Annotated in this window: 19 protein-coding genes and 1 pseudogene; 12 read left to right on the top strand and 8 right to left on the bottom strand. The window is 62.2% G+C overall.

Annotated elements, in window-relative coordinates; translation table 11 throughout:
- Positions 1-84 precede the first annotated feature (84 nt).
- A complete protein-coding gene (locus tag PQQ96_RS17955) occupies positions 85-960 on the bottom strand; it encodes a LysR family transcriptional regulator (protein ID WP_408294389.1) in 876 nt (291 codons plus the stop codon).
- A gap of 109 nt (positions 961-1,069) precedes the next feature.
- On the opposite strand from PQQ96_RS17955, the gene PQQ96_RS17950 reads away from it, so the two are divergent.
- The 3 genes from PQQ96_RS17950 to PQQ96_RS17940 all read left to right on the top strand — a co-directional run bounded on the left by PQQ96_RS17950 (position 1,070) and on the right by PQQ96_RS17940 (position 4,354).
- The gene (locus PQQ96_RS17950) at positions 1,070-2,665 is read left to right on the top strand and encodes an MFS transporter (protein WP_408294387.1); all 1,596 of its coding nucleotides are present in this window, start codon (positions 1,070-1,072) and stop codon (positions 2,663-2,665) included.
- Between the two features lie 243 nt (positions 2,666-2,908).
- Positions 2,909-3,388: a nuclear transport factor 2 family protein gene (locus PQQ96_RS17945; RefSeq protein WP_408294384.1), complete on the top strand. Its 480-nt coding sequence runs from the start codon at positions 2,909-2,911 to the stop codon at positions 3,386-3,388.
- 87 nt (positions 3,389-3,475) lie between these two features.
- The gene (locus tag PQQ96_RS17940; RefSeq protein ID WP_408294530.1) at positions 3,476-4,354 is read left to right on the top strand and encodes a 2OG-Fe(II) oxygenase; all 879 of its coding nucleotides are present in this window, start codon (positions 3,476-3,478) and stop codon (positions 4,352-4,354) included.
- An 8-nt stretch (positions 4,355-4,362) separates the two neighbouring features.
- On the opposite strand, the gene PQQ96_RS17935 is transcribed toward PQQ96_RS17940, so the two are convergent.
- A complete protein-coding gene (locus PQQ96_RS17935) occupies positions 4,363-5,007 on the bottom strand; it encodes a cation diffusion facilitator family transporter (RefSeq protein WP_408294382.1) in 645 nt (214 codons plus the stop codon).
- A 368-nt stretch (positions 5,008-5,375) separates the two neighbouring features.
- Between PQQ96_RS17935 and PQQ96_RS17930 the strand changes: the two genes are divergently transcribed.
- Positions 5,376-6,245: a 2OG-Fe(II) oxygenase gene (locus tag PQQ96_RS17930; protein ID WP_408294379.1), complete on the top strand. Its 870-nt coding sequence runs from the start codon at positions 5,376-5,378 to the stop codon at positions 6,243-6,245.
- 64 nt (positions 6,246-6,309) lie between these two features.
- On the opposite strand, the pseudogene PQQ96_RS17925 reads toward PQQ96_RS17930, so the two are convergent.
- The 3 genes and pseudogenes from PQQ96_RS17925 to PQQ96_RS17915 form a co-directional block, all read right to left on the bottom strand.
- Positions 6,310-6,791, bottom strand: a pseudogene (locus PQQ96_RS17925) (GNAT family N-acetyltransferase).
- 94 nt (positions 6,792-6,885) lie between these two features.
- Positions 6,886-8,322, bottom strand: coding sequence for an MFS transporter (locus PQQ96_RS17920; protein ID WP_408294376.1), 1,437 nt, complete (start codon positions 8,320-8,322; stop codon positions 6,886-6,888).
- 269 nt (positions 8,323-8,591) lie between these two features.
- Positions 8,592-9,473 (bottom strand): isocitrate lyase/PEP mutase family protein, encoded by an 882-nt coding sequence (locus PQQ96_RS17915; RefSeq protein WP_408294373.1) that lies wholly within the window; start codon positions 9,471-9,473, stop codon positions 8,592-8,594.
- A 209-nt stretch (positions 9,474-9,682) separates the two neighbouring features.
- Between PQQ96_RS17915 and prpR the strand changes: the two genes are divergently transcribed.
- The 4 genes from prpR (at position 9,683) to PQQ96_RS17895 (ending at position 15,794) form a co-directional block, all read left to right on the top strand.
- Positions 9,683-11,647, top strand: a complete 1,965-nt coding sequence (prpR, locus tag PQQ96_RS17910) for a propionate catabolism operon regulatory protein PrpR (protein WP_408294370.1) — start codon at positions 9,683-9,685, stop codon at positions 11,645-11,647.
- Between the two features lie 148 nt (positions 11,648-11,795).
- Entirely contained in the window at positions 11,796-12,359 is a 564-nt protein-coding gene (gene ahpC / locus PQQ96_RS17905) for an alkyl hydroperoxide reductase subunit C (RefSeq protein ID WP_063499251.1), read from the top strand.
- Positions 12,360-12,510: 151 nt separating this feature from the next.
- Complete coding sequence (gene ahpF / locus PQQ96_RS17900; RefSeq protein ID WP_408294367.1) at positions 12,511-14,103, top strand: alkyl hydroperoxide reductase subunit F; 1,593 nt, start codon at positions 12,511-12,513, stop codon at positions 14,101-14,103.
- 536 nt (positions 14,104-14,639) lie between these two features.
- A complete protein-coding gene (locus PQQ96_RS17895) occupies positions 14,640-15,794 on the top strand; it encodes an alkane 1-monooxygenase (protein WP_408294364.1) in 1,155 nt (384 codons plus the stop codon).
- 87 nt (positions 15,795-15,881) lie between these two features.
- On the opposite strand, the gene PQQ96_RS17890 is transcribed toward PQQ96_RS17895, so the two are convergent.
- Positions 15,882-16,295 (bottom strand): DoxX family protein, encoded by a 414-nt coding sequence (locus tag PQQ96_RS17890; RefSeq protein WP_408294361.1) that lies wholly within the window; start codon positions 16,293-16,295, stop codon positions 15,882-15,884.
- 96 nt (positions 16,296-16,391) lie between these two features.
- Positions 16,392-17,117 (bottom strand): pirin family protein, encoded by a 726-nt coding sequence (locus PQQ96_RS17885; protein ID WP_408294358.1) that lies wholly within the window; start codon positions 17,115-17,117, stop codon positions 16,392-16,394.
- A gap of 140 nt (positions 17,118-17,257) precedes the next feature.
- Between PQQ96_RS17885 and PQQ96_RS17880 the strand changes: the two genes are divergently transcribed.
- Entirely contained in the window at positions 17,258-18,148 is an 891-nt protein-coding gene (locus PQQ96_RS17880) for a LysR family transcriptional regulator (protein WP_408294355.1), read from the top strand.
- 501 nt (positions 18,149-18,649) lie between these two features.
- Here the strand turns inward: PQQ96_RS17880 and PQQ96_RS17875 are convergent.
- On the bottom strand, positions 18,650-19,666 hold the full coding sequence (locus tag PQQ96_RS17875) for a 1-aminocyclopropane-1-carboxylate deaminase (RefSeq protein ID WP_408294352.1): 1,017 nt from the start codon (positions 19,664-19,666) through the stop codon (positions 18,650-18,652).
- 160 nt (positions 19,667-19,826) lie between these two features.
- Between PQQ96_RS17875 and PQQ96_RS17870 the strand changes: the two genes are divergently transcribed.
- The 3 genes from PQQ96_RS17870 (at position 19,827) to msrA (ending at position 21,780) form a co-directional block, all read left to right on the top strand.
- Complete coding sequence (locus PQQ96_RS17870; RefSeq protein ID WP_408294349.1) at positions 19,827-20,369, top strand: Lrp/AsnC family transcriptional regulator; 543 nt, start codon at positions 19,827-19,829, stop codon at positions 20,367-20,369.
- A gap of 135 nt (positions 20,370-20,504) precedes the next feature.
- Positions 20,505-21,017, top strand: a complete 513-nt coding sequence (msrB, locus tag PQQ96_RS17865) for a peptide-methionine (R)-S-oxide reductase MsrB (RefSeq protein ID WP_408294346.1) — start codon at positions 20,505-20,507, stop codon at positions 21,015-21,017.
- Positions 21,018-21,036: 19 nt separating this feature from the next.
- Positions 21,037-21,780 carry a peptide-methionine (S)-S-oxide reductase MsrA gene (gene msrA / locus PQQ96_RS17860; RefSeq protein WP_408294343.1) on the top strand — a complete coding sequence of 248 codons (744 nt, stop codon included), beginning with the start codon at positions 21,037-21,039 and terminating at the stop codon, positions 21,778-21,780.
- The last annotated feature ends 7 nt before the right edge of the window (positions 21,781-21,787 follow it).

Below are 21,787 nucleotides of genomic sequence, written 5' to 3'. Positions count from 1 at the left end.
GGCCGGGCCGCCACGCTCCATGAAGCATACCGTGATATTCGACAGGATATAACGAAAGGCAGCGTGAGTGTAGCGGAAGCGGCTTTAGCGGGTTCGCGCGAACTCGAGAAACGCCCGCACGGCGGGCGCCCGTTCGAACTTTCGATAGGCAATGGCGATTTCCGAGGCGATGGGTTTGCCGGCGATGCTGCGGTAGACGACGCCCGGCAATGCGATGCAATCAGCCAGCGTATGCGGCACAACCGCCACATTGCCACCGAGCGATACGCAGGCCAGAACCGCCGCGAGCGTGCCGGGACGCGATCCGAGCCGCGGTGAAAAGCGCCCACGCCGGGCGACTTCGAAGGTGCCGGATTCCTGTTCCGGCAACACGAAACACTGGTCGCGCAGTTGCGAAGGCTTGATGTCCGGCAAGCGAGCCAGCGCACAGGCTTCCGGCAGGGCGAGGACGAAGGTATCGCGGTGGACGTTGCTTGCCTGGATGCCGTCGACCAGCGGCATCGGCGGGCGCACATAGGCGGCGTCGAGCAGGCCGTCGCGCAGCATCTCGGCCGCGCTGTCCATCGGCACCTCACGAATCGAAATGTCGACGCCCGGATATTGGGTGCGGAAACCGCCGACTGCCCGTTGCAATACACCGGCATAGGCGGCCGAAGCCACGTAGCCGACTTCGATCTTTCCCAACTCGCCGCGCTCGGCGAGAATCGCGCGCTCTTCGCCGCGCGCGAGGTGGTCGAGTGCGCTGAGCGCTTCGGCGAGATAGGCACTGCCTGCCGCACTCAATGCGACCGACCGCTTGGTGCGATGAAAGAGCCGCACGCCGAGCAGCCGTTCCGCTTCCTGGATCAGCTTGGTTAGCGTGGGTGCCGCGATGCCTAATTCATCCGCCGCGTGGGAGAAGTGCAGATGCTTCGCGACGCAAACGAATGCGTGGATATGGCGGAGTTCGAGTTTTCGCATGGTTTTCAGTATTGCCGCTGGCGCTAATTATTATGTGATTCTATGGCAATGACAGGTAATAGACGCCTCGTTACTATCGAGTGACTTCGATTCGACTCCGCCTGTCCGTATGTCATCCACTTCCGCCCATCCCACACTGCCTGTGCAGCCGTCTGGCTCCAACGGCGCAACAGCCGTCAATCCCGCGTTCGTGCTGGCCACCGCATCGGCAACCTGTGCGCTGATCGTGCTCGATACCAATGTCGTGGCCGTCTCCTTGCCGTCGATTGCGCGTTCGTTTCACGCGAGTTTCGCCGACGTGGAATGGGTCGTCAGCGCGTATATGGTCGCTTTCGCATCGTGTCTGCTGCCCGCGGGCGGTCTCGCCGATCGCGTCGGCCGTAAGCGAATGCTGCTGCTCGGGCTCGCTGTGTTCTTTCTGGCGTCGCTGGGTTGCGGGGCGGCGTCATCGGCGGCGATGCTGAACGTGGCGCGCGCGGTCAAGGGTGTCGGCGCCGCGATGTTGCTTACCGCGGCGCTCGCCGTGATCGCGAATACCTTTCACAAAGGTCCCGCGCGCGTGCGCGCATGGGCTGTGTGGGGCACCTGCATGGGGCTCGCGACGACGGTGGCGCCGCTCGTCGGCGGCGTGATTACCCAATGGCTCGGCTGGCGCTGGATCTTCCTGCTCAATCTCCCCGTGTGCGCTGTGCTGGCGTGGTGTGCGTCGCGCTCGATTCGCGAGTCGCGCAATCCCGAACCCGGCCCGCTCGATGCTGCCGGCAGCATGCTGTTTGGCCTTGCGCTCGCGCTCGGCATCTGGGCGCTGATCGAGGTGCCGACCGACGGACTCGCGAGCTGGACAACGGGTGCGAGGCTCGCGGCATGCGCGCTGCTGTTTGGCGCATTCGTCCACGTGCAACGCTCGCGGGCGCATGCGATGGTCGATCTTGCGCTGTTCCGCCAGCCGCGCTTTGTTGCCGCCGTGCTCGCGATGTTCGGGTACGCCGCCTGCGCGCAGGTGATGATGACGTTTTTGCCGCTCTACCTGCAGAACGCGTTCGGTCTTTCGGCGGTGATGGCGGGCGTCGGCATGCTGCCGTTCGCGCTGGCGATGGTGCTCGGGCCATACATCGGCGCGAGGCTCGCGAGGCACTTGCCGGGCATGGCGTTGCTGTCGACCGGGCTGTTGCTGATCGGGGCCGGCAATCTGTTGACGGCGCTGGTCGCCGGCGACGGACGCTATGCGCTGGTGGCGCTCGGCATGGTCGTGACCGGGCTGGGGGCAGGGATGATGAATGGCGATACGCAGAAGGCCATCATGGCGTGCGTGCCGCCTGACCGAACCGGCATGGCGTCCGGCATCAGCACGACGACGCGCTTTACGGCCATCGTCACCTCGATCGGGGTGCTGGGCGCGGTACTCGCGGCCCGCGCCCACGCTGCGTTCCTGGCCGGTACGTCAATAACGCCCGATGTCCGGGCCGCGCTCGATGAGGGCTTTATGACGCGTGTGCTGGCCGGCGATATTGCCCAGGCCACCGCGCATCTGCCGCCTGCGCTGCGGGCCACGCTGGTGTCGGCCGCGCATGCGAGCTTCGCCGGCGGTTTCGCTGCGGCGCTTTATCTGGCTGGCGCGGCGGCGGTGTCGATTGCGGCGGGAATCTGGCTGCTGGGTCGAAAGAGCGACGCTGTGCAGGTGCGTCGGGTAGCGTCGAACGGGTAGCCGCGCCGCCGCCAGCCGCTCCGGCTGCCTCATCCCCCAACGCCGCAGCACCCGAGCACCCGAGCACCCGAGCACCCGAGCACCCGAGCATCCCGGCACCCGGCACCCGGCACCCCGGCACTCCGGCACCCCCGCACCCTATGGCCCCGTTTTCCGATATTGTGTGCTGCTCGGGCGCGCTCAAACCTTGGCGCGCGCTCTTCCGGGCCGTTTCCGCAACAGGACGACGCACAGCACAAGACAATGAGCCATTCCAACACCGAACTGATCGAGCGCTTTTACACCGCGTTCCAGCAGCGTGACGCCGAAACAATGGCCGCCTGCTACGCTGACGATGTGGTTTTCAGCGATCCAGCCTTTGGCGAGCTGCGCGGCGACGAGGCGCGCGACATGTGGCGCATGCTGGTGGCACGCGCACAGGACTTCTCGCTGACGTTTGACAGCGTCGAAGCGGACGAGCTCAACGGCCGCGCCCACTGGGTGGCCCGTTACACATTCAGTCAGACGGGCCGCACGGTGATCAACCGCATCGACGCCCGCTTCGTGTTTCGCGACGGCCGTATCGCCGAACATCGCGATACCTTCGACCTTTGGCGTTGGGCCCGTCAGGCTTTGGGGATCAAGGGCGCGCTGCTCGGCTGGACGCCTTTCGTGCAGCGTGCAATCAGGGCACAAGCGAGGAAAGGCCTCGATCTCTATCGACGCAGGCAGCGCGGCGCATAACAGGTCAGCCGGGTGCAATCCCCCAGCCTTGCTATGAGCCGGCCAGTTGATGCAGTATTTCGTGATATGGACAAGCGGGGGCGTTTTATGCCGGTAGTGGATGCGTCATGGGAAGGCTGGCTGAGCAGCAACGTAGCGCGCGGTTGCAGCATCGACTCGATGGTCGACGCGATGGTGCAAGCCGGCTTCTCCACGGAAGCCGCGCGCGCGGAGGTGCACAAGGCGTTCGGCAGGGACCCGGCCGACGCAGCGGTCCTGGTGTCGGCGGCGTCCGAGGCCGCGCTGGAAAAAGCCGCACCGCAAACGTACCAGTACGACGAGTCGCCCGTTGCGCGTGGCAATGTGATCCGCGCGCACGATCGCGACGTCCGCGTGTTGATGCGCTGCGAGCGCCCGCAAGTGATCGTGTTCGCGGATGTGCTGTCGCCTGACGAGTGCAAGGAGATGATCGAACGCTCGCGTCATCGGCTGAAACGCTCGACCACGGTCAATCCCGCCACTGGCAAGGAAGATGTGATTCGCAACCGCACCAGCGAAGGCATCTGGTACCAGCGCGGCGAAGACCCGTTCATCGAACAGATGGACCGCCGCATCTCGAGTCTGATGAACTGGCCGGTTGAAAACGGCGAAGGGCTGCAGATTCTGCATTACGGCACGACCGGCGAGTATCGCCCGCACTTCGATTATTTCCCGCCCGATCAGCCCGGCAGCGCGGTGCATACCGCCCAGGGCGGCCAGCGGGTGGCGACCCTGGTGATCTATCTGAACGACGTGCCCGACGGCGGCGAAACGATTTTCCCGGAAGCGGGCATGTCAGTCGCGGCGACACAAGGTGGCGCGGTGTATTTCCGCTATATGAACGGCCAGCGTCAACTCGATCCCTTGACCTTGCACGGCGGCGCACCGGTGCTGGGCGGGGACAAATGGATCATGACGAAGTGGATGCGCGAGCGGGCCTACGGCTGATGCACGCGTTATTCGGCCGCGTGACCTGCGGCGGTTTTTTCTGCTGCGCCGGCTGACAGTTGCGCCAATGCGTTGCGTGCGCTGACGCACCCCATGCGCATGATCATCAGGCCGATCGCCGCGCCTGCCACGTGGTCGAGCATCGGCATACCCGCCATGCTGCCGGCCACACCCAGGGTGGCGACCAGCGCCGATACCGCATCCATTCGCGCATGCCATGCACTGGCCAGCAGAATCGCCGAGCCGGTGCGCTGGCCTTCGGCGCGCATGTAGCGGAACAGCGTTTCCTTGGCGATCGTGACGAATCCGCTGACGGCGAGCGCGCTGACCAGCATCGTCGTGTTGCCGCTCAACGTGGCGGTTTGCCCGATGCTGTGCCAGAGCATTTCGGCTGCTGTGACAATCAGCAGCACGGCGATCAGGAGGGACGCCACGGCTTGCGAGGCGCTGCCGTCCCCTTCACGCGGCGTTCCGTTCAGTTGCTTCGTGCTGAGGTACAGCACGACAAGCACGACGCTGTCGGCGGCCAGGTCGCTCAAGGTGTGAATACCATCAGCGAACAGCCCGTCCGAATGCGCTGTTAAGCCGATGGCGATCTGCAGGGCCATGAGAAAGGCGTTGAGCAGCGCGCTGGCGGAGGCGGCCTTAAGCAAAGCGGCCGCCTTTCAGGAGCCGGCTGCGGTTGTCGCGCACGGAAGGCTGTGGCATGGGGTCGGGACGGGTTATGTTGTCGCAGGAAAGTACCTGCCGAACATGGCGCGCCGATGACAGCGCCACAACAGTTGCAGGCGTTCAGGTACGCCTCGTTCGCCCACGCGTAGGCGAGCAGGAAATTTCTCGGATAGTGCTGCGTCGGATCCGACGCTCAATGCGTTTCAGCCAAAGCCCGTTTCCGAATCGTCGCGTGAAATGCGACGGGATGGCCACCTATCATCTTTTGCTTTAGTCAGCCTCGCCAGACTGGCCGCGCGCCGGGTCTGTGTGTGCTGAGCGAGCGAACTCTGGATGTGGGATGAGACGTATGCCGGTCGTAAATGATGCCGTGAAAGCCTGGTTGAGCAGTCATGTCGAGCGCGGCTTTAGCCCTGCGGCGTTGGTGGAGGCCATGGTCGGCGCCGGCTTCGAGTCGGAACTCGCGCAAGCTACCGTGAACGCTTCATTCGATGCTGCCGAAACGGCTCGCGCGCCCCTTGCTGCCACCCCAAGCGGTATCGAGGCGGCCGCGGGTGAGTACCGCTACGATCCGGCGCCGGTCGCTGCGGGCAACGTCATTCGTGCCTACGATCGCGACGTCAGAGTGCTGATGCGCTGCGAGCGCCCGCAGATCATCGCATTCGCCGACGTGATGTCGGACGAAGAGTGCGATGAGATGATCGAACGGTCACGTCCGTTGCTCAAGCGGTCCACTACCGTCAATCCTGAGAACGGGGCGAATGACGTGATCCCCAATCGCACGAGTGAAGGTGCCTGGTATCACCGCGGCGCGGACCCTTTCCTCGAACGGTTGGAAAAGCGCTTTGCCAGCTTGATGAACTGGCCTGTCGACAATGGTGAGGGGTTCCAGGTGCTGAGGTATGGGGTTGGCGCCGAATATCGCGCGCACTTCGATTATTTTCCGCCGTCGCAGACGGGCAGTGGCGTGCATATGGCGCGCGGCGGCCAGCGGGTTGCAACGCTGGTTTTGTATCTCAACGATGTGGCCGCCGGCGGGGAGACTTTTTTCCCCGATGCTGGCGTGTCGGTTGCCCCGAAGCGGGGGGGCGCTGTTTACTTTCGCTATATGAATGGGGCGCGGCAACTCGATCCTTTGAGCTTACATGGGGGCGCGCCCGTTCTGGAAGGCGAGAAATGGATTATGACCAAGTGGGTCAGGGAAGGGGTGTTTGCATAGTGCGCCAGGCATTCCGGAACCATATGGATCTGGAGCGGCGGCGGCCGTTCATCAATCCGGCGTCTCATCTGCCGCCAACCGGCACGCCAGCCATCAGCCGCTCAAGCTTCGCTCGAGCCGTCTTGTAAACGTCCGGGTTATGCAGTTCCATATAGCGCTCCGGCGTCACCAGTTCCTTGAAGCCGTGCGGCTTGTAGACGTGGTGGGCGTCTGTCGTTACCAGCACGATTCTGCGCAAACCGGTCAGCGATGGGCTGGCGAATACCTCTTCATCAACGCTGACGCGTATCCGTTGCCCCGGTACGCGGGCAGCACGAAGACATCGCACAGATAGGCGAATGTCGCCTGGTCCGTTATCAGGCGAGCAAACGCGATCTGCTTGCCTTCGATGTAGGCGCCGAAACATAGCGACCCCTCGATCGCCCGGTCGAAGGTCTCGCGTGGCATGCCCTTCGCCCATGCTGTCTCCTGCGACAGGAACGCGTAGATCATCTCTATGTCGAGGTCGGCCTTGTTGTTCGAAATCGTCAGATCGTCTGCTTGCACCGCGTGTCTCCGCTTGTTTTGATCAAGCAATCAAAGGAGGCGGTGCCCGTTGACCGCTGCCGCTTCAAGCCCTTCCATCCAGCCAGCATCGCGCTCAGCTTTTTGCCGGGTCTTCGGTGCCGCGCGAACCGCCGCCGATGCTCTGTCCTGCGTTGCGCGCGAGACCCACGTAGCCGGTCACGGACGCCAGCGTCAGCACACCGGCAAACAGAAACGCGAGGCGGAAATCGTCAAGGGTGAATACGCGACCGCTTGTCTCGCCGTTGAAGAACGCTGCCGCGCGCAGCGAGACGGCGCCAAAGGCGATGCCCAAGCCGATCGTCATCTGCGCGGCGGCGCTCCATAGCGTGCTCGCCGCGCTCATCTGCGGCTGTGCGACATCCGCGTAGGCGAGCGTGGCAAGCGTCGAGAATTGCATCGAGCGTGCTACGCCGTAAATGAACACGACGAACAACACCAGTACAAGCGGCACGTTCGGCGTCAACAGCCCGCAGGCAATGATGAAAACACCGGCCACCATCACGTCGATAATCGACACCATGCGGAAACCGTAGCGTTGCAGGATGCGCGTGGTCAGCGCCTTCATGCCGAGGTTGCCGAGCGCGCTCGCCAATAACAGCAGCCCTGACTTGAACGCCGACAACCCGAAGCCGATCTGGAACAGCAGCGGCATCAGATACGGCACCGCGCCAATACCGATACGCGTGAACGATCCCGTCACCACCGTCACGGAAAAAGTCGGGATTTTCAGCGTGGAGACATCGATCAGCGGATGCGGGTGACGCTTCGCGTGCTGGAACGCCACCACGCCCATCAGCAATCCGCCGAGAATGATCGCGCCTGCCACCCACGGATTTTCGCTGGGCTGGCTCGCCAGTTCAGCGCCATACAGAATCGCCGTCAGTGTCGTGGCGCTCAGCACGAGCCCGACGACGTCGAGCGGCTTGCGTTCGGTGCCGCGCAGGTTCGGCACCAGCGCGAGTGCAACCGCCATCGCTGCCAGACCGAACGGTACGTTTAGCAGAAAGATCCAGCGCCATGACGCATAGGTGGTGATGAAGCCGCCCACCGGCGGTCCGACCACCGGCGCGGCAATGGCCGGCCAGGTGATGGTCGAGATCGCCTGCATCATCCGGCTCTTCTCCGTGCTGCGCACCACGATCAAACGGCCCACCGGCACCATCATCGCGCCGCCCATGCCTTGCAGCAGCCGGGCGGCCGTAAATTCGGTCACGTTTTGCGATAAGCCGCACAACACCGAAGCGACCGTGAACACGCCAATCGCGCTGAAGAACACCGTGCGCGAGCCGCAGCGGTCGGCGACCCAGCCACTTACGGGGATGAAGATCGCCAGCGCCAGCATGTAAGCCGTCATGCCGAGGCTCAGGCTGTTCGGCCCGACGCCGAACGAGTGCGCCATTTGCGGCAACGCCGTGGCGATCACCGTGGTGTCGAGATACTCCATGAAGAAGGTGGCCGCGACGATATACGGCAGCCAGCCGACATGTGAATTACGTGCGCCGCCGGTCATTGCACCGTCCTCGGCGCCTGGCCATTGCGTGTGAATTCGATGACGCCTCTAGCGTGCCGGCATGTCCCGCGTGTTTGTGTTGACTTCATGTTCTTGCGACTACCTTTCGAAAGCGTGTTTCCGGCACCCCGCAGTAGAGACGAGCAACGAGGTCGCGGCCTGTCTGGTGTCAGCCAGCCCTGCATCGTAACGCAACAATCCGCAGCAGACAGCGGCGCGCCACGCCAACATCGCGAGGCGCGCGCCGGAAACACGGCCTTTCCCGCCGCTCAGTCTTTTGCCGCGTATTCGCGATCGAGCTTGTCGTACAGCGGCTTGTTGACCAGGCGCTGGCGTTCGCTGAACGGCGCGACGAGCGTGGCGTCTTCATCGAGGCGGCCATTGCTCTGCAACGTGCCGAGCGCGCGTTGCATGCCGAGCACTGCGCCTTGCAGCGCCGCGTTCGCGTACAGGACGATGCCGTAGCCGAGCTTGGCGAGCGCTTCACGCGATTGCACCGGCGTCTTGCCGCCAATCACGATGTTAATCAGTTGCGGCTTGTCGAACAGCGACGGCAACCGTTCGATGTCGGCGAGCGATTCGGTCGCCTCGATAAACAGAATATCGGCGCCGGCCTCGATGAAGCGATGGCCGCGCTCGATCGCGTCTTCGATGCCGTGCACGGCGGCCGAATCGGTGCGCGCCATGATCTGCAGGTTGCCGTCTTCGCGGGCATCGACGGCCGCACGGATCTTGCCGACCATCTCACTCGTGCTGACGACTTCCTTGCCGGCGAAGTGGCCGCATTTCTTCGGCATGATCTGGTCTTCGAACTGGATCACGTCGGCGCCGCTGCGTTCGAGCACGCGCACGGTCTGGCGCACGTTCAACGCGTTACCGAAGCCCGTGTCGGCGTCGACGATCAGGGGCAGCGCGACCGCGTCGCGAATCCGCGCGCAATGCTCGGCGACTTCGGCAAGGCCGATGAAGCCGAGATCCGGCAGTCCGAGCGACATGTTGGTGACGCCTGCACCCGTGATGTAGATCGCCTCGAAGCCGGCGTCTTCAATCACGCGCGCGCTCATCGCGTTAAAGGCGCCCGGGACGAGCAGGCCCTGGCGTTGGTTGACCTTGGCGCGGAACGCGGCGCGACGATTAGCGGAAGTGCTCATGACGGTGTGTCTCCAGATGGGAAAGTGGGTGATAGAACGCGGAAATGAGTTGATCTCCGCAGGAAGCATGCCATTTGCCAGCCCTCAGAATTTGTGCCGAACAATCAGCAAGTTAGATGAAACGGGAGCGCCGCCGCGGTTCATGGCAGAATGTCGATATGTTCCATGAAACGTTTCATGGAACGTTCCAGCTACGAGCGGAGCGTCGCATGTCCACTTTCACGTCGTCCCTTGCCCAGCCCCATTCCGGCCGCCCAGGCGTTGCCTTGGTCAGTATCAGCCGGTTGCAATCGCTTTGCGAGACAGTCGCGCCTCGTTACACCGGTCAGGCCCGGTTCTTTTCGGTCCGGGAAGGCTACGGCGCGGCCGTCACGGCCTTGCAGGCCTATGTGGACGCCGGCTCGGTCGATGTCGTGCTGGCAGCCGGATCGAACGGCGCCTACCTGCGCGACAACCTGAGTGTGCCGGTGGTCATGGTCAAGGTGAACGGCTTCGACGTGCTGAGCGCCATCACCCGCGCCACGACGACCTGGCCCGGCGCAAAAATCGGCCTTGTCCAGCACGAAACCATCTCACACGAACTTGCGGATCTGAGCGCGTGGCTGACCGTCGGCCTGAAACAGCGCGCCTATCGCTCGATCGACGAAGTGCGGCTCGCGGTCGCGGGCCTCGCGGCAGAGGGTTGCAGCGTCATCATCGGCCCCGGTATGGCCTGCGATTTCGCGCAGCAAGCGGGTCTGGAGAGTGTCTTTCTGTACTCGCTGGGCGCTGTCGAAGAAGCGTTTGAGCGCTCGGTCGAACTGGCGCGCGTGAGCCGCCAGAAGGAATCGAAGCGGGTGCGCCTGAATACGATCGTCGCCCATCTGCGTGACGGCGTGGCTGCGTTCGACGACGCCGGTCAGGTCGAAGCCGTCAATCCGGCGATGCTCGATCTGCTCGGCCTCGACCGCGAACAGGACGTCCCGGCGCAATTGATGTGCGCCGTCGGCCCGTTACTGCGCGAGACGCTCGAGCACGACATGCCGGTCGAGGAACGAATCGAGCAGATCGGCGGGCGCGCGCTGATCGTCAACTGCGTGCCGATCGTGGAGCAGGGCGTGCGATCCGGCTCGGTGGTCACGGTGCAGGACGCGCTGGTCGCGCAGCGGATCGACCGCTCGCTGCGTACCAGCCAGCGGCCGAAGCATCTGGTCGCGCGGCACCAACTGGACGATCTGGTCGGCAACTCCGTGGCGCTCGAGCGGGTGCGGCGGCTCGCACGCGCGGGCGCCGCTCACGATGCCACCGTGCTGTTGAGCGGCGAAAGCGGCACCGGCAAGGAACTGGTCGCACAGGGCATTCACAATGCCAGCCGGCGGCGCGGCAATCCGTTTGTCGCCTTTAATTGCGCGGCGCTGCCCGAAGGCCTGATCGAGAGCGAATTGTTCGGTCATGAGGAAGGCGCGTTCACCGGCGCGCGGCGGGGCGGCAAGCCGGGCCTCTTCGAAATCGCCCACACGGGAACGATCTTCCTCGACGAAATCGGCGAGATGCCGGCGGCGCTGCAAAGCCGGCTGCTGCGGGTCTTGCAGGAACGCGAAGTCATGAAGCTCGGCTCCGGACGCGCGACCCCCGTCGACGTGCGGGTGATCGCCGCCACGCATCGCGATCTGCATGCGCTGGTCGAGCAGGGCGTGTTTCGCGCGGATCTGTATTTTCGGCTGAATCTGCTTCAGATAGAATTGCCGCCGCTGCGCGACAGGCGCAGCGATGTCGCGCAACTGGCAGGGCACCTGTTGAACCGCAGTGCGCTCCAATACGGGCTGTCGGATGCCGCGCTCGAGCGGGTGCTGGCGTTCCTCACGCCTTTGTTCGAGCACTATGCGTGGCCCGGCAATGTGCGGGAGCTGGAAAATCTGCTGGCGCGCGCCGCGATTTATCTGAGCGAATCGGCCGGCGAGGGCTGGCAGGACCTGCAGGCGGTGTTTCCGGAGTTCGGGCGGATGCGGCAGACCGTCGCGGACGGGCATGGCGCCATGGTTCACGCCCACGCTGACGGCGATGCCTCAGCCCGTCGCCCACCCACCCGTGACGATGCCATGCGCGCGCTCGAACAGGCTGGCGGCAATCGCGCTGCGGCAAGCCGGGCGTTGGGAATCGGCCGCACAACCCTTTGGCGGCTTATGAGGGACTGACCCGAGGAATGGTGCGATGCAATAGTCGCCGGAGGCTATTCAAATAGCAATAAACTATCGCCATAATTAAAACGCACCACTTTACCTATTAAGTAACGTCTGACATACTGACTCCACTTTCCAACCACCCCGAAAGAGGACTCAGTAAATGCCGATCATCAACAGTCAAGTCAAACCGTTCAAGGCACAGGCCTACCACAATGGCGATTTCCAGACCGTCACTGAAGAGAGCCTGAAGGGCAAGTGGTCGGTTTTCGTTTTCTACCCGGCTGACTTCACGTTTGTCTGCCCGACTGAACTGGGCGATCTGGCCGATCGTTACGCCGAATTCAAGAAGCTCGGCGTCGAAATCTACAGCGTGTCGACCGATACGCACTTCACGCACAAGGCATGGCACGACACGTCGGACACGATCCAGAAGATCAAGTACCCGATGCTCGCTGACCCGACGCTGGCAATCTCGCGCAACTTCGACGTGCTGATCGAAGAAGAAGGTCTGGCACTGCGCGGCACGTTCGTGATCAACCCGGAAGGCGAGATCAAGCTGGCCGAAATTCACGACAACGGCATCGGCCGTGACGCCGGCGAACTGCTGCGCAAGGTTCAAGCTGCGCAATACATCGCGGCTCACCCGGGTGAAGTTTGCCCCGCCAAGTGGACGCCGGGCGCTGAAACGCTGACCCCGTCGCTCGACCTGATCGGCAAGATCTAAGGTCTGAAAAGCCTCCCGCAGTAAGCGCCTCACGGCGCACCGCCGTGCGGACTGCTTCTTACAGCGGTTCGCACGCCCCCGGGCTGCGCGCCTCCTATTCGGATGCGTGCGGCGCCGGGATCAAACACCCCTCGTCACGGAATCGAAAGCCATGCTGGACGCCAATCTCAAGACTCAGTTGAAATCCTACCTCGAAAAGGTTAGCAGGCCTATCGAGATCGTCGCCTCGCTTGACGACGGCGCGAAATCGCAAGAGCTGCTGGCATTGCTGAACGATATCGCGACGTTGTCGGAACGCGTCACCGTGATCGAACGTCGCGGCGACGCCGAGCGCAAGCCGTCGTTTTCGATCGGCGAGCCGGGCAAGGAGACGGGCATCCGTTTCGCCGGCATTCCGATGGGGCATGAATTCACGTCGCTCGTCCTCGCGCTTTTGCAGGTCGGCGGCCATCCGGTCAAACTCGACGACGCGGTGATCGAACAGATCCGCAGTCTCGACGGCGACTATCAATTCGAAACGTATTTTTCGCTGTCATGCCAGAACTGCCCGGAAGTCGTGCAGGCGTTGAACGTGATGGCGCTGCTCAACCCGCGCATCCGCCACGTGGCGATCGACGGTGCGCTGTTCCAGAACGAAGTCGAAGCGCGCCAGATCATGGCGGTACCGACCATGTTCATGAACGGCGAAGTGTTCGGCCAGGGCCGCAGCGGCGTGAAGGAAATTCTCGCAAAGCTCGACACCAATGCCGGCGCGCGTGCGGCTAAGGAACTGGAAAAGAAGCCGGTGTTCGACACGCTGATCGTCGGTGGCGGTCCTGCGGGTGCGGCGGCTGCGATTTACTCGGCGCGCAAGGGTATTGCGACGGGTGTCGTGGCGGAACGCTTCGGCGGCCAGGTGCTCGATACGCTGGCGATCGAAAACTTCGTCTCCGTGACGGAAACGGAAGGACCGAAGTTCGCCATGGCGCTCGAGCAGCACGTGAAGAGCTACGAAGTCGACATCATGGACGTGCAGCGCGCTGAAGCGCTGATCCCGGGCCGCATCAACGAAGTGCGTCTTGCGAATGGCGCGGTGCTGAAGGCAAAGACGATCATTCTGGCGACGGGTGCCCGCTGGCGCGAAATCAACGTGCCGGGTGAGCGTGAGTACCGTAACCACGGCGTGGCGTACTGCCCGCACTGCGATGGTCCGCTGTTCAAGGGCAAGCGCGTTGCGGTGATCGGCGGCGGCAATTCGGGCGTCGAAGCGGCAATCGACCTCGCGGGTATCGTGCGCGAAGTGACGCTGTTCGAATTCGGCGCGCAACTGCGTGCTGACGAAGTGCTGCAACGCAAGTTGCGCAGCCTCGCCAACGTGACGATCGTTACGCAGGCCCAGACCACGGAAGTCACCGGCGACGGCAAGAAGGTCAACGGTCTGGTCTACAAGGACCTGCGTTCGGGCGAAACGAAGAGCATCGAACTCGAAGGCGTGTTCGTGCAGATCGGTCTCGTGCCGAATACCGAATGGCTGAAGGGCACGGTCGAATTGTCGAAGCACGGCGAGATCGTGGTCGACGCACGTGGCGCGACGTCGGTGCCGGGCGTGTTCGCCGCCGGCGACGTGACCACGGTTCCGTTCAAGCAGATCGTGATTGCCGTGGGCGAGGGCGCGAAGGCATCGCTCTCCGCGTTCGACTACTTGATCCGCAATAGTGACGCAGACGAAGTGGTGAGCGAAGCAGAAGCTGAAGCGACAGTTTGATGTGCGTGTGTGAGTAGTGGACGGCGACCTTCGGCCCGCCGTTTTTTTTGGTGCGCCCATGCTGGGTGCCCCAAAAACCAACGGCTGCCTTTCGGCAGCCGTCGCATGCGGGACTCTCTTTTCACCTTGCGGTGAAATTTCCACTCCAGGTGGAACCCGGTGACCCGGGTGGCGCTACGTTTTTTACACCCGCTCGTACGTAGTTTTCAGCCTTAATTATGTGAATTTGGCTAGCTGCGGCCAAGCGGCCGTCGACGCGGCGCGCTGCGGCTAACGGAGCCCAAGGCCGGGCCGGTCCTCGCGGACAGCGTTTGCCATGCCACAAACACCCGTTTCATTCACCCGCTCGACGCCCACCCGCAATGCCGCACCAACGCCCCGTTTGTTTGGAGCCTCCCACCTAGGCCAATTCCTTGGCTATCCCGCCCGCCAGGCCATATAAATCTGGAAGTCGGGCAAGGTCCCGCCGACATGCGTACTGGCTAGCCCGCGCACAGCGTGCTGATACCAGGCGACATAAAACAAGGAGGGAGACAATGGCATCATCGCAAGCGGCCCCCGCTCGGTGGGTCGATGGCAAGCGCTATTTGTGGCTGCTCGGTGCACTCACCATCACCTTGCCGCTGCACGCCGCGAATCTGGCGTTGCAGACTGGCTGGCATATCTTCTGGTGGTTCGGTCCGATTTTCGTGTTCGGCATCATTCCGGTGCTCGACTATCTGATCGGTGACGATCCGAGCAATCCACCCGAGGAAGTCGTCCCCACGCTCGAACGGGAGCGCTATTACCGCCGGGTGGTCTACCTCGCCACCTTCATCGAATACGTGTCGTTCTTCGGCGCGCTGTGGATCGTCGGCACGCATTCTCTGACGTGGTACGACTATCTCGGCTTTGCGCTCTCGCTGGGCGCGGCGACCGGCGTGTCGATCAATACCGCGCACGAGCTTGGCCACAAGACCGATGGCTTCGAACGATGGCTCGCCAAAATTACGCTGGCGCCGGTCGCCTACGGCCATTTCTTCGTCGAACACAATCGTGGACACCATGTGCGCGTGGCGACGCCGCCCGATCCGGCGAGCGCGCGCTACGGCGAGTCGTTCTGGCGTTTTCTGCCGCGCACGGTGTTCGGCAGCATCGCGTCGGCGTGGCGCCTCGAGAAGCATCGGCTCGAGCGGCTCGGCAAATCGCCCTGGACGTGGCGCAATGAAGTCCTGCACTCGTGGGCTATGACGGTGGTGCTGTGGGGCGCGATGATCGCGCTGTTCGGCAAAACAGTGATTCCCTTTCTGCTGATTCAGGCGGCGTATGGCGCCTCGCTGCTCGAAGTGGTCAATTATCTGGAGCACTACGGGCTCGGCCGCATGCAACTCGCGAGCGGCCGTTATGAGCGCTGCCAGGCGCAGCACTCATGGAACAGCAATCGCATCGTGACGAATCTGTTTCTGTATCAGTTGCAGCGTCACGCCGATCATCATGCGAATCCGACGCGCTCTTACCAGGCCTTGCGTCATTTCGACGGCGCGCCGCAGTTGCCTTCCGGTTACGCGACCATGATCATGTTCGCGTATGTGCCGCCACTGTGGTTTCGCGTGATGAACCCGCGCGTGGTCGCGCATTATCAAGGCAATATGGCGCAGTCGAATATCCGGCCGGCAATTCGTGAGCGCGTGCTGGCGCAGTTTGCCGGCTAGTGTGGAGTGCTTCAAGCAAACAGAGAGCCGCCCGGGCATTGCCGGGCGGCTTTTTTATCGAGCTTATCGAATCCTGACAGCCTGACTTTATCGCCGGTCGATTGAATACTTACCGGCCCCGGTCACGCACAACAACAGCAGCCCACCCATGATGCTGACGTTCTTGTAGAAGTTGATCATGTTTTCATACTGCATCGCACCCGTCATGTTCCAGTAGTGGTGACCGATGATTGCCGTGCCGAGCGTATAGAGCGCCAGCAGCAACGCAAGCGGCCGCGTGTAGAAGCCCAGCACCAGTGCAATGCCCACAACAAACTCCATCACGACGGCGATAGCCGCCGACACCTCAGGCACCGGCGCGCCGGTCGACGTCATATAAGCGACGGTGCCGGAAAAACCGGTCAGCTTCGACCAGCCGAACATCACGAACAGCACCATCAACAGGATGCGGGCGACAAGAATGACTGTGTCTTTCTGGTTTTCAAATAGCGTATAGCGCATGATTTTTCTCAGTAGTTAAGGAAGGGTGCGGCTCGCCGCAAAGGTCGCGGCGAGCCACGCTCAAGCCGGCCATGTCTATCGACAGGGTTAAGCCGCTTAAGCCCACAACTCCGACATTTCAATGTTACGCAGATCGAACACCAACACTTCCGCGTCGTGGCCTTGCGTGAAGGTCAGGGCTTCTTCGCCGCGGACCCGCGCGCCGTCGCCTTCGCCAAGTTCGACGCCGTTCACCGTAACGCTGCCGCGCGCCACGTGAATATAAGCATAGCGATTACTGGCCAGTTCGAGGCGCGCAGTTTCGTCACCGTCGAAAAGACCGGCATAGACCCGCGCATCCTGTTGCAACTCCAGCGAACCGTCTGCACCGTCCGGTGACATTACGAGGCGCAATACGCCGCGCTTCTGGTCCGCGCCAAAGTGACGTTGCTGATAGCGCGGCGCGGTGCCTTTCTGCGCCGGTGCAATCCAGATTTGCATGAAGTGCACGGGCTCGCTCTTCGAATGGTTGTATTCGCTATGCGCGACGCCGGTTCCCGCGCTCATCAACTGGATGTCGCCGGGCACGATCACCGAGCCGGTGCCCATCGTGTCCTTATGTTCCAGCGCGCCTTCCAGCACGTACGAAAAGATTTCCATGTCACGGTGCGGGTGCTTGCCGAAGCCTTGCGCCGGTGCGACGCGGTCGTCGTTGATCACGAGCAGGTCGGAAAAACCGTTCTGCTTCGGGTCGTGGTAGCTCGCGAAGGAAAACGTATGACGCGAACTGAGCCAGCCGTGCTCCGCGCGGCCGCGTTGATTGGCGTGTCTGATTTCAAGCATCGTATTTCTCCTTGGTTCTGTTGTGCGATCCGGCCAGATGTTGGTCCGCGATCCATGAATGACAGTGTAGGTCAATCAGGATGGTTATAATCTGGTGTGAATAGGAAACACTGTCTCGATGAGGTAGACAATACAATACAATGCAACTTGATGACATGCGGATCTTCGTCGCCACGGTCGACGCCCATAACTTCACCGCGGCGGCCAAGCGGCTGGCGCTATCGAAGCAGTTCGTCAGCCGGCGCGTGATGGCGCTGGAGGAGACGCTTGGCGTGCAACTGCTGATCCGCAATACGCGCAAGCTGGCCGTGACCGAACTCGGCCAGGAGTTTTATGAGCGCGCGCGGCGCATTCTCGGCGAGGTGGAAGACGCCGAGCAGGCCATGTCGCTGCGCCGCGCCGGGCCGCGTGGACTGTTGCGGGTCAGCGCGCCGATGTCGTTCGGGATGATGCATCTATCGCCGTTGGTGGCGAGCTTCCTGCGCGAGCATGGCGATGTGCGTTTCGATATGGAGTTGAGTGATCGCACCGTCGATGTGGTGGGCGAGGGGTTTGATATGGCGATACGGATCGGGACGTTGCCGGATTCCACGTTGATCGCGCAGAAGCTTGTTGATGTCAGGATGGTGGCGTGTTGCAGTCCGGGGTATGTGCGGCGGCGTGGCGCGCCGGGTGTGCCTGCTGATCTGGCGCGGCATGCTTGCCTGTTGTATGGGCATGGTGGGGCTGTGAGTTGGGATTTTGTTGTTGATGGTGTTGTGAAAGGGGTTGAGGTGCATGGGCCGCTGCGGGCTAATAATGGGGAGTTGATTCGCGATGCGGCGGTTGCTGGGCTTGGGATTGTTCGGCTTCCTGATTTTATTGTTGCTGATGCACTTAATGGCGGTCAGTTGGTGACCGTGTTGGAGGAGTTTTTGCCTTCGGCGGCTACTGTTTATGCCGTTTATCCGCAGCATCGGCAGAGCTCTGTCACGATTCGGGTTTTTGTTGAGTTTTTGCGGGAGCAGTTGGGGAAACGGTTGATGCTTTGATTTTTTTGCCTGTGCGGCGCTTGTTTCTGTGTGCTTATGGTGTTGGCCTTTTCTTGAATTCTTATCGGTATATTAGCGTCGCCCCTGTGCGGGGCAGGCACCTACTTTTCTTTGCCTGCCGCAAAGAAAAGATAGGCAAAAGAAAGCGGCTCAAACCCCCTGCTAAGCGGGTCCCCCGCGCAGTCGCGGTAGTGGTGTATCTGGAATCCGTGTCCTCGCACACTCGGCGTGAGTGACAAAGCCGTCATACTTCCGGCGGCGCTGCGCGCGCCGAAGCGCACTTCAAAAAACGGCCGCCGTGTTTGCGTTTTCGGCCTCGTCCGTTCAACGCTATTTCGAGGAGCGGCGACCGACTTTTTTGCTGCGGGCTAATCGCCTTCCGCCTTCCGCCTTCCGCTTTCGCCGTGCACTACGAATCGTGCGCCGCGTACCGGACATCGGTCGCGGTCCGTAGGTCGATGCCTGTCGTCCGCCGCTCGCGCTCGGGCCTACTGCCGCGGCTTACTCGTTGCGGAAAATGAAGCTGTAGGCGTTCAGTGCCGGCACGCCACCCAAATGCGCGTACAACACCCGTGAGCCCTCCGGGAATTCGCCGTTTCTCACCATGTCGATCATGCCGTGCATCGATTTGCCCTCGTACACCGGGTCGGTCAGCACACCCTCGAGTCGCGCGCATAGGCGGATCGCCTCCAACGTCCCTTCGTTCGGCAAGCCGTATTCGGGGCCGTCGTAGCGCTCGTCCAGTACTACGTCCTTGTTGGTGATGTCGCGTCCGAGGTCGACTTTTTCTGCGGTCTGCTTCGCGATTCGCGTGATCTGCTCGCGGGTCTGCGCCGGTTTCGCCGATGCATCGATGCCGATTACCCGCTCGGCGCGGCCGTCGGCGGCGAAACCCACCAACATGCCGGCCTGGGTGCTGCCCGTCACTGAACACACCACGATGTAGTCGAATTTGAAGCCGAGTTCGGCCTCCTGCTGGCGTACCTCTTCGGCAAAGCCGACGAAACCAAGACCGCCCAGCGGATGGTCGGAGCAGCCGGCCGGGATCGCATACGGCTTGCCGCCCGCAGCGCGCACGCTCTCCAATGCGTCCTCCCAACTCTTGCGAAAACCAATGTCGAAGCCGTCGGCCACCAGCCGGACGTCAGCGCCCAGAATCCGTGACATCTGGATGTTGCCGACCCGGTCGTATACGGCGTCCGAATAGTTGACCCAGTTCTCCTGCACCAGCACGCACTTCATCCCCAAATGCGCCGCGACCGCCGCCACCTGGCGGGTCTGGTTCGACTGGATGCCGCCAATCGACACCAGCGTGTCGCAACCCTGCGCCAACGCATCCGGAATCAGGTACTCAAGCTTGCGCGTCTTGTTGCCGCCAAAGGCAAAGCCGCTGTTGCAGTCCTCGCGCTTCGCGTACAGATGGACCTTGCCGCCCAAGTGGTCGCTCAAACGCTTCAGCGGCTGGATCGGCGTGGGACCAAAAGTTAGCGGGTAGCGAGGGAATCGTTGCAGGTTCATGACAGCTCCGGAAGGGTAGGTTCGACGCGAGCAGCAAACCGTCGCGCTAAACAAATGGTAGGGAAAAGCCCACGAAATGAGCTTGCAAAGAAATTTCGTTAGGCATACTTTTAAAACTAAGAAGCATAAAATTGTTTAATAAAAAGCCGAATCAGAAGATATGAACACAACAAAAGTTCGTCGTATCTCAGCCACTGAGGCCGCAGAAGTCGCCACAACCGCATCCGCGGAGGCCGATCCGCTTCACGCGCTCGATCGCATCGATCGGGCGATCCTGCGTCAGTTGCAAACCGATGCGTCGATTTCGAATGTCGCGCTAGCCGCTAAAGTGAAACTGAGCGCGCCAGCCTGTCTGCGGCGTGTCGAGCGGCTCAAGGAATCGGGGCTGATTCGCGGCGTCGTCGCATTGATCGACCCGAAGGCGGCCGGGGCAGGCATGCTGGTCATCATCGGCGTGGTGCTGGACCGGTCCACGCCGGAGTCGTTTGCCGCGTTCGAGAAGGCAGCGCAGAAGGTGGCGGGGTGCATGGAATGTCATGTCGTGACCGGTGAGTTTGACTATTTCATGACGATCCGCACGCGCGATAGCGACAGCTTCAACCGTCTGCACGCGGAGCAGTTGCTCTATCTGCCCGGTGTCCGGCAAATCCGCTCGTTTATGGTGCTCAAAGAAATCCTGTCGACCACGAAATTTCCGCTGTAACCGCCGCCGTCACGGAAAAACACGCGCATGCTGTCATAAATCCCCTTGCTGGACGACTAAGTGTCGAGACCACTCGTGGGCGCCGCAATCAGCGCCTGAACGGGTGAACGGTGCGGACTTTCCGGGACGATCATCATGGCTTGCAGCAGACGGACATTCTTCAGGTTAATCGGTGCGGCGTCGCTCGCCGGCGGCACCGGGGCATGGCGCACAGCGAGCGCGGCCGACTTGGGCGCAGCAGCGGCCTATGAGGTCAAACACAGCGACGCCGAATGGCACAAGCTGCTGACGGACGCGCAGTACCGCGTCCTGCGCGAAGCGGGCACGGAACGTCCATTCAGCAGCCCGCTCAACGACGAGCACCGGGTCGGCACATTCGCGTGCGCCGGTTGTGCATTGCCGTTGTTTTCGTCGAAGACGAAATTCGATAGCGGTACCGGCTGGCCGAGTTTCTGGCAGCCGATGGACCACGCGGTCATCACACGGACCGACAAATCGTTCGGCATGACACGCGACGAAGTCCTGTGCCGGCGCTGTGGCGGCCATCTGGGGCACGTTTTCGACGACGGACCCAAACCGACCGGCCTGCGCTATTGCATGAACGGCCTTGCTTTAACTTTCACGCCCGCTTCGGGCGGCACGAGCTGATCGAATCAGGACAGACATCATGAACATCGAGAAACGCATCATCGGCAAACCGGCCCGCTCACGCGGCGCGGCCCTTGCGCTGTCGGTCGGGCTCGGCGCGCTGGCGCTGCTGTTGGCACAGCGCATGGCATTTTCGTCAGAAGCCGGGGTTGTCATTGCGCCCCCCGCACTCGACGAACCGATTTCCGCTGCGACCGCGCACGAAGAAACCGCCGTGTTCGCGGGTGGCTGCTTCTGGGGCGTGCAGGGCGTGTTCCAGCACGTGCGGGGCGTCACGAAGGCAGTGTCGGGTTATTCGGGTGGCCAGCGCGACACGGCGCAGTACGAAACCGTCAGCGGCGGCGACACCGGCCATGCGGAATCCGTGCAGGTCACGTTCGACCCCACCAAGGTCACCTATGGGCAGCTGCTGCAGGTCTACTTCTCGGTGATTCAGGATCCGACCGAATTGAACCGCCAGGGGCCGGACAGCGGCACACAATACCGTTCGGCGGTATTCCCGCTGAATGACACGCAGCGGCATATCGCGCAAAGTTACATCGCGCAACTCGATAAGGCGCACGCCTTTCCGGCGCCGATCGTCACGAAGACGGAGCCGTTCAAGGGCTTCTATCCTGCCGAGTCGTACCATCAGAACTACCTGACGTTGCATCCGAACTCCGCGTATATCGCCATCAACGATATGCCGAAGGTGGCCAACCTGAAGCGTCTGTTTCCGAATCTCTATCGCGACAAACCTGTGCTGGTCGAAGCGGCGCAGTAAGTCGGCG

Source organism: Paraburkholderia sediminicola (assembly GCF_046027825.1).
GTDB lineage: Bacteria > Pseudomonadota > Gammaproteobacteria > Burkholderiales > Burkholderiaceae > Paraburkholderia > Paraburkholderia sediminicola_D.
The sequence above is the reverse complement of the archived record's forward strand: the minus strand, read 5'-3'. Positions and strand labels throughout refer to the sequence as shown.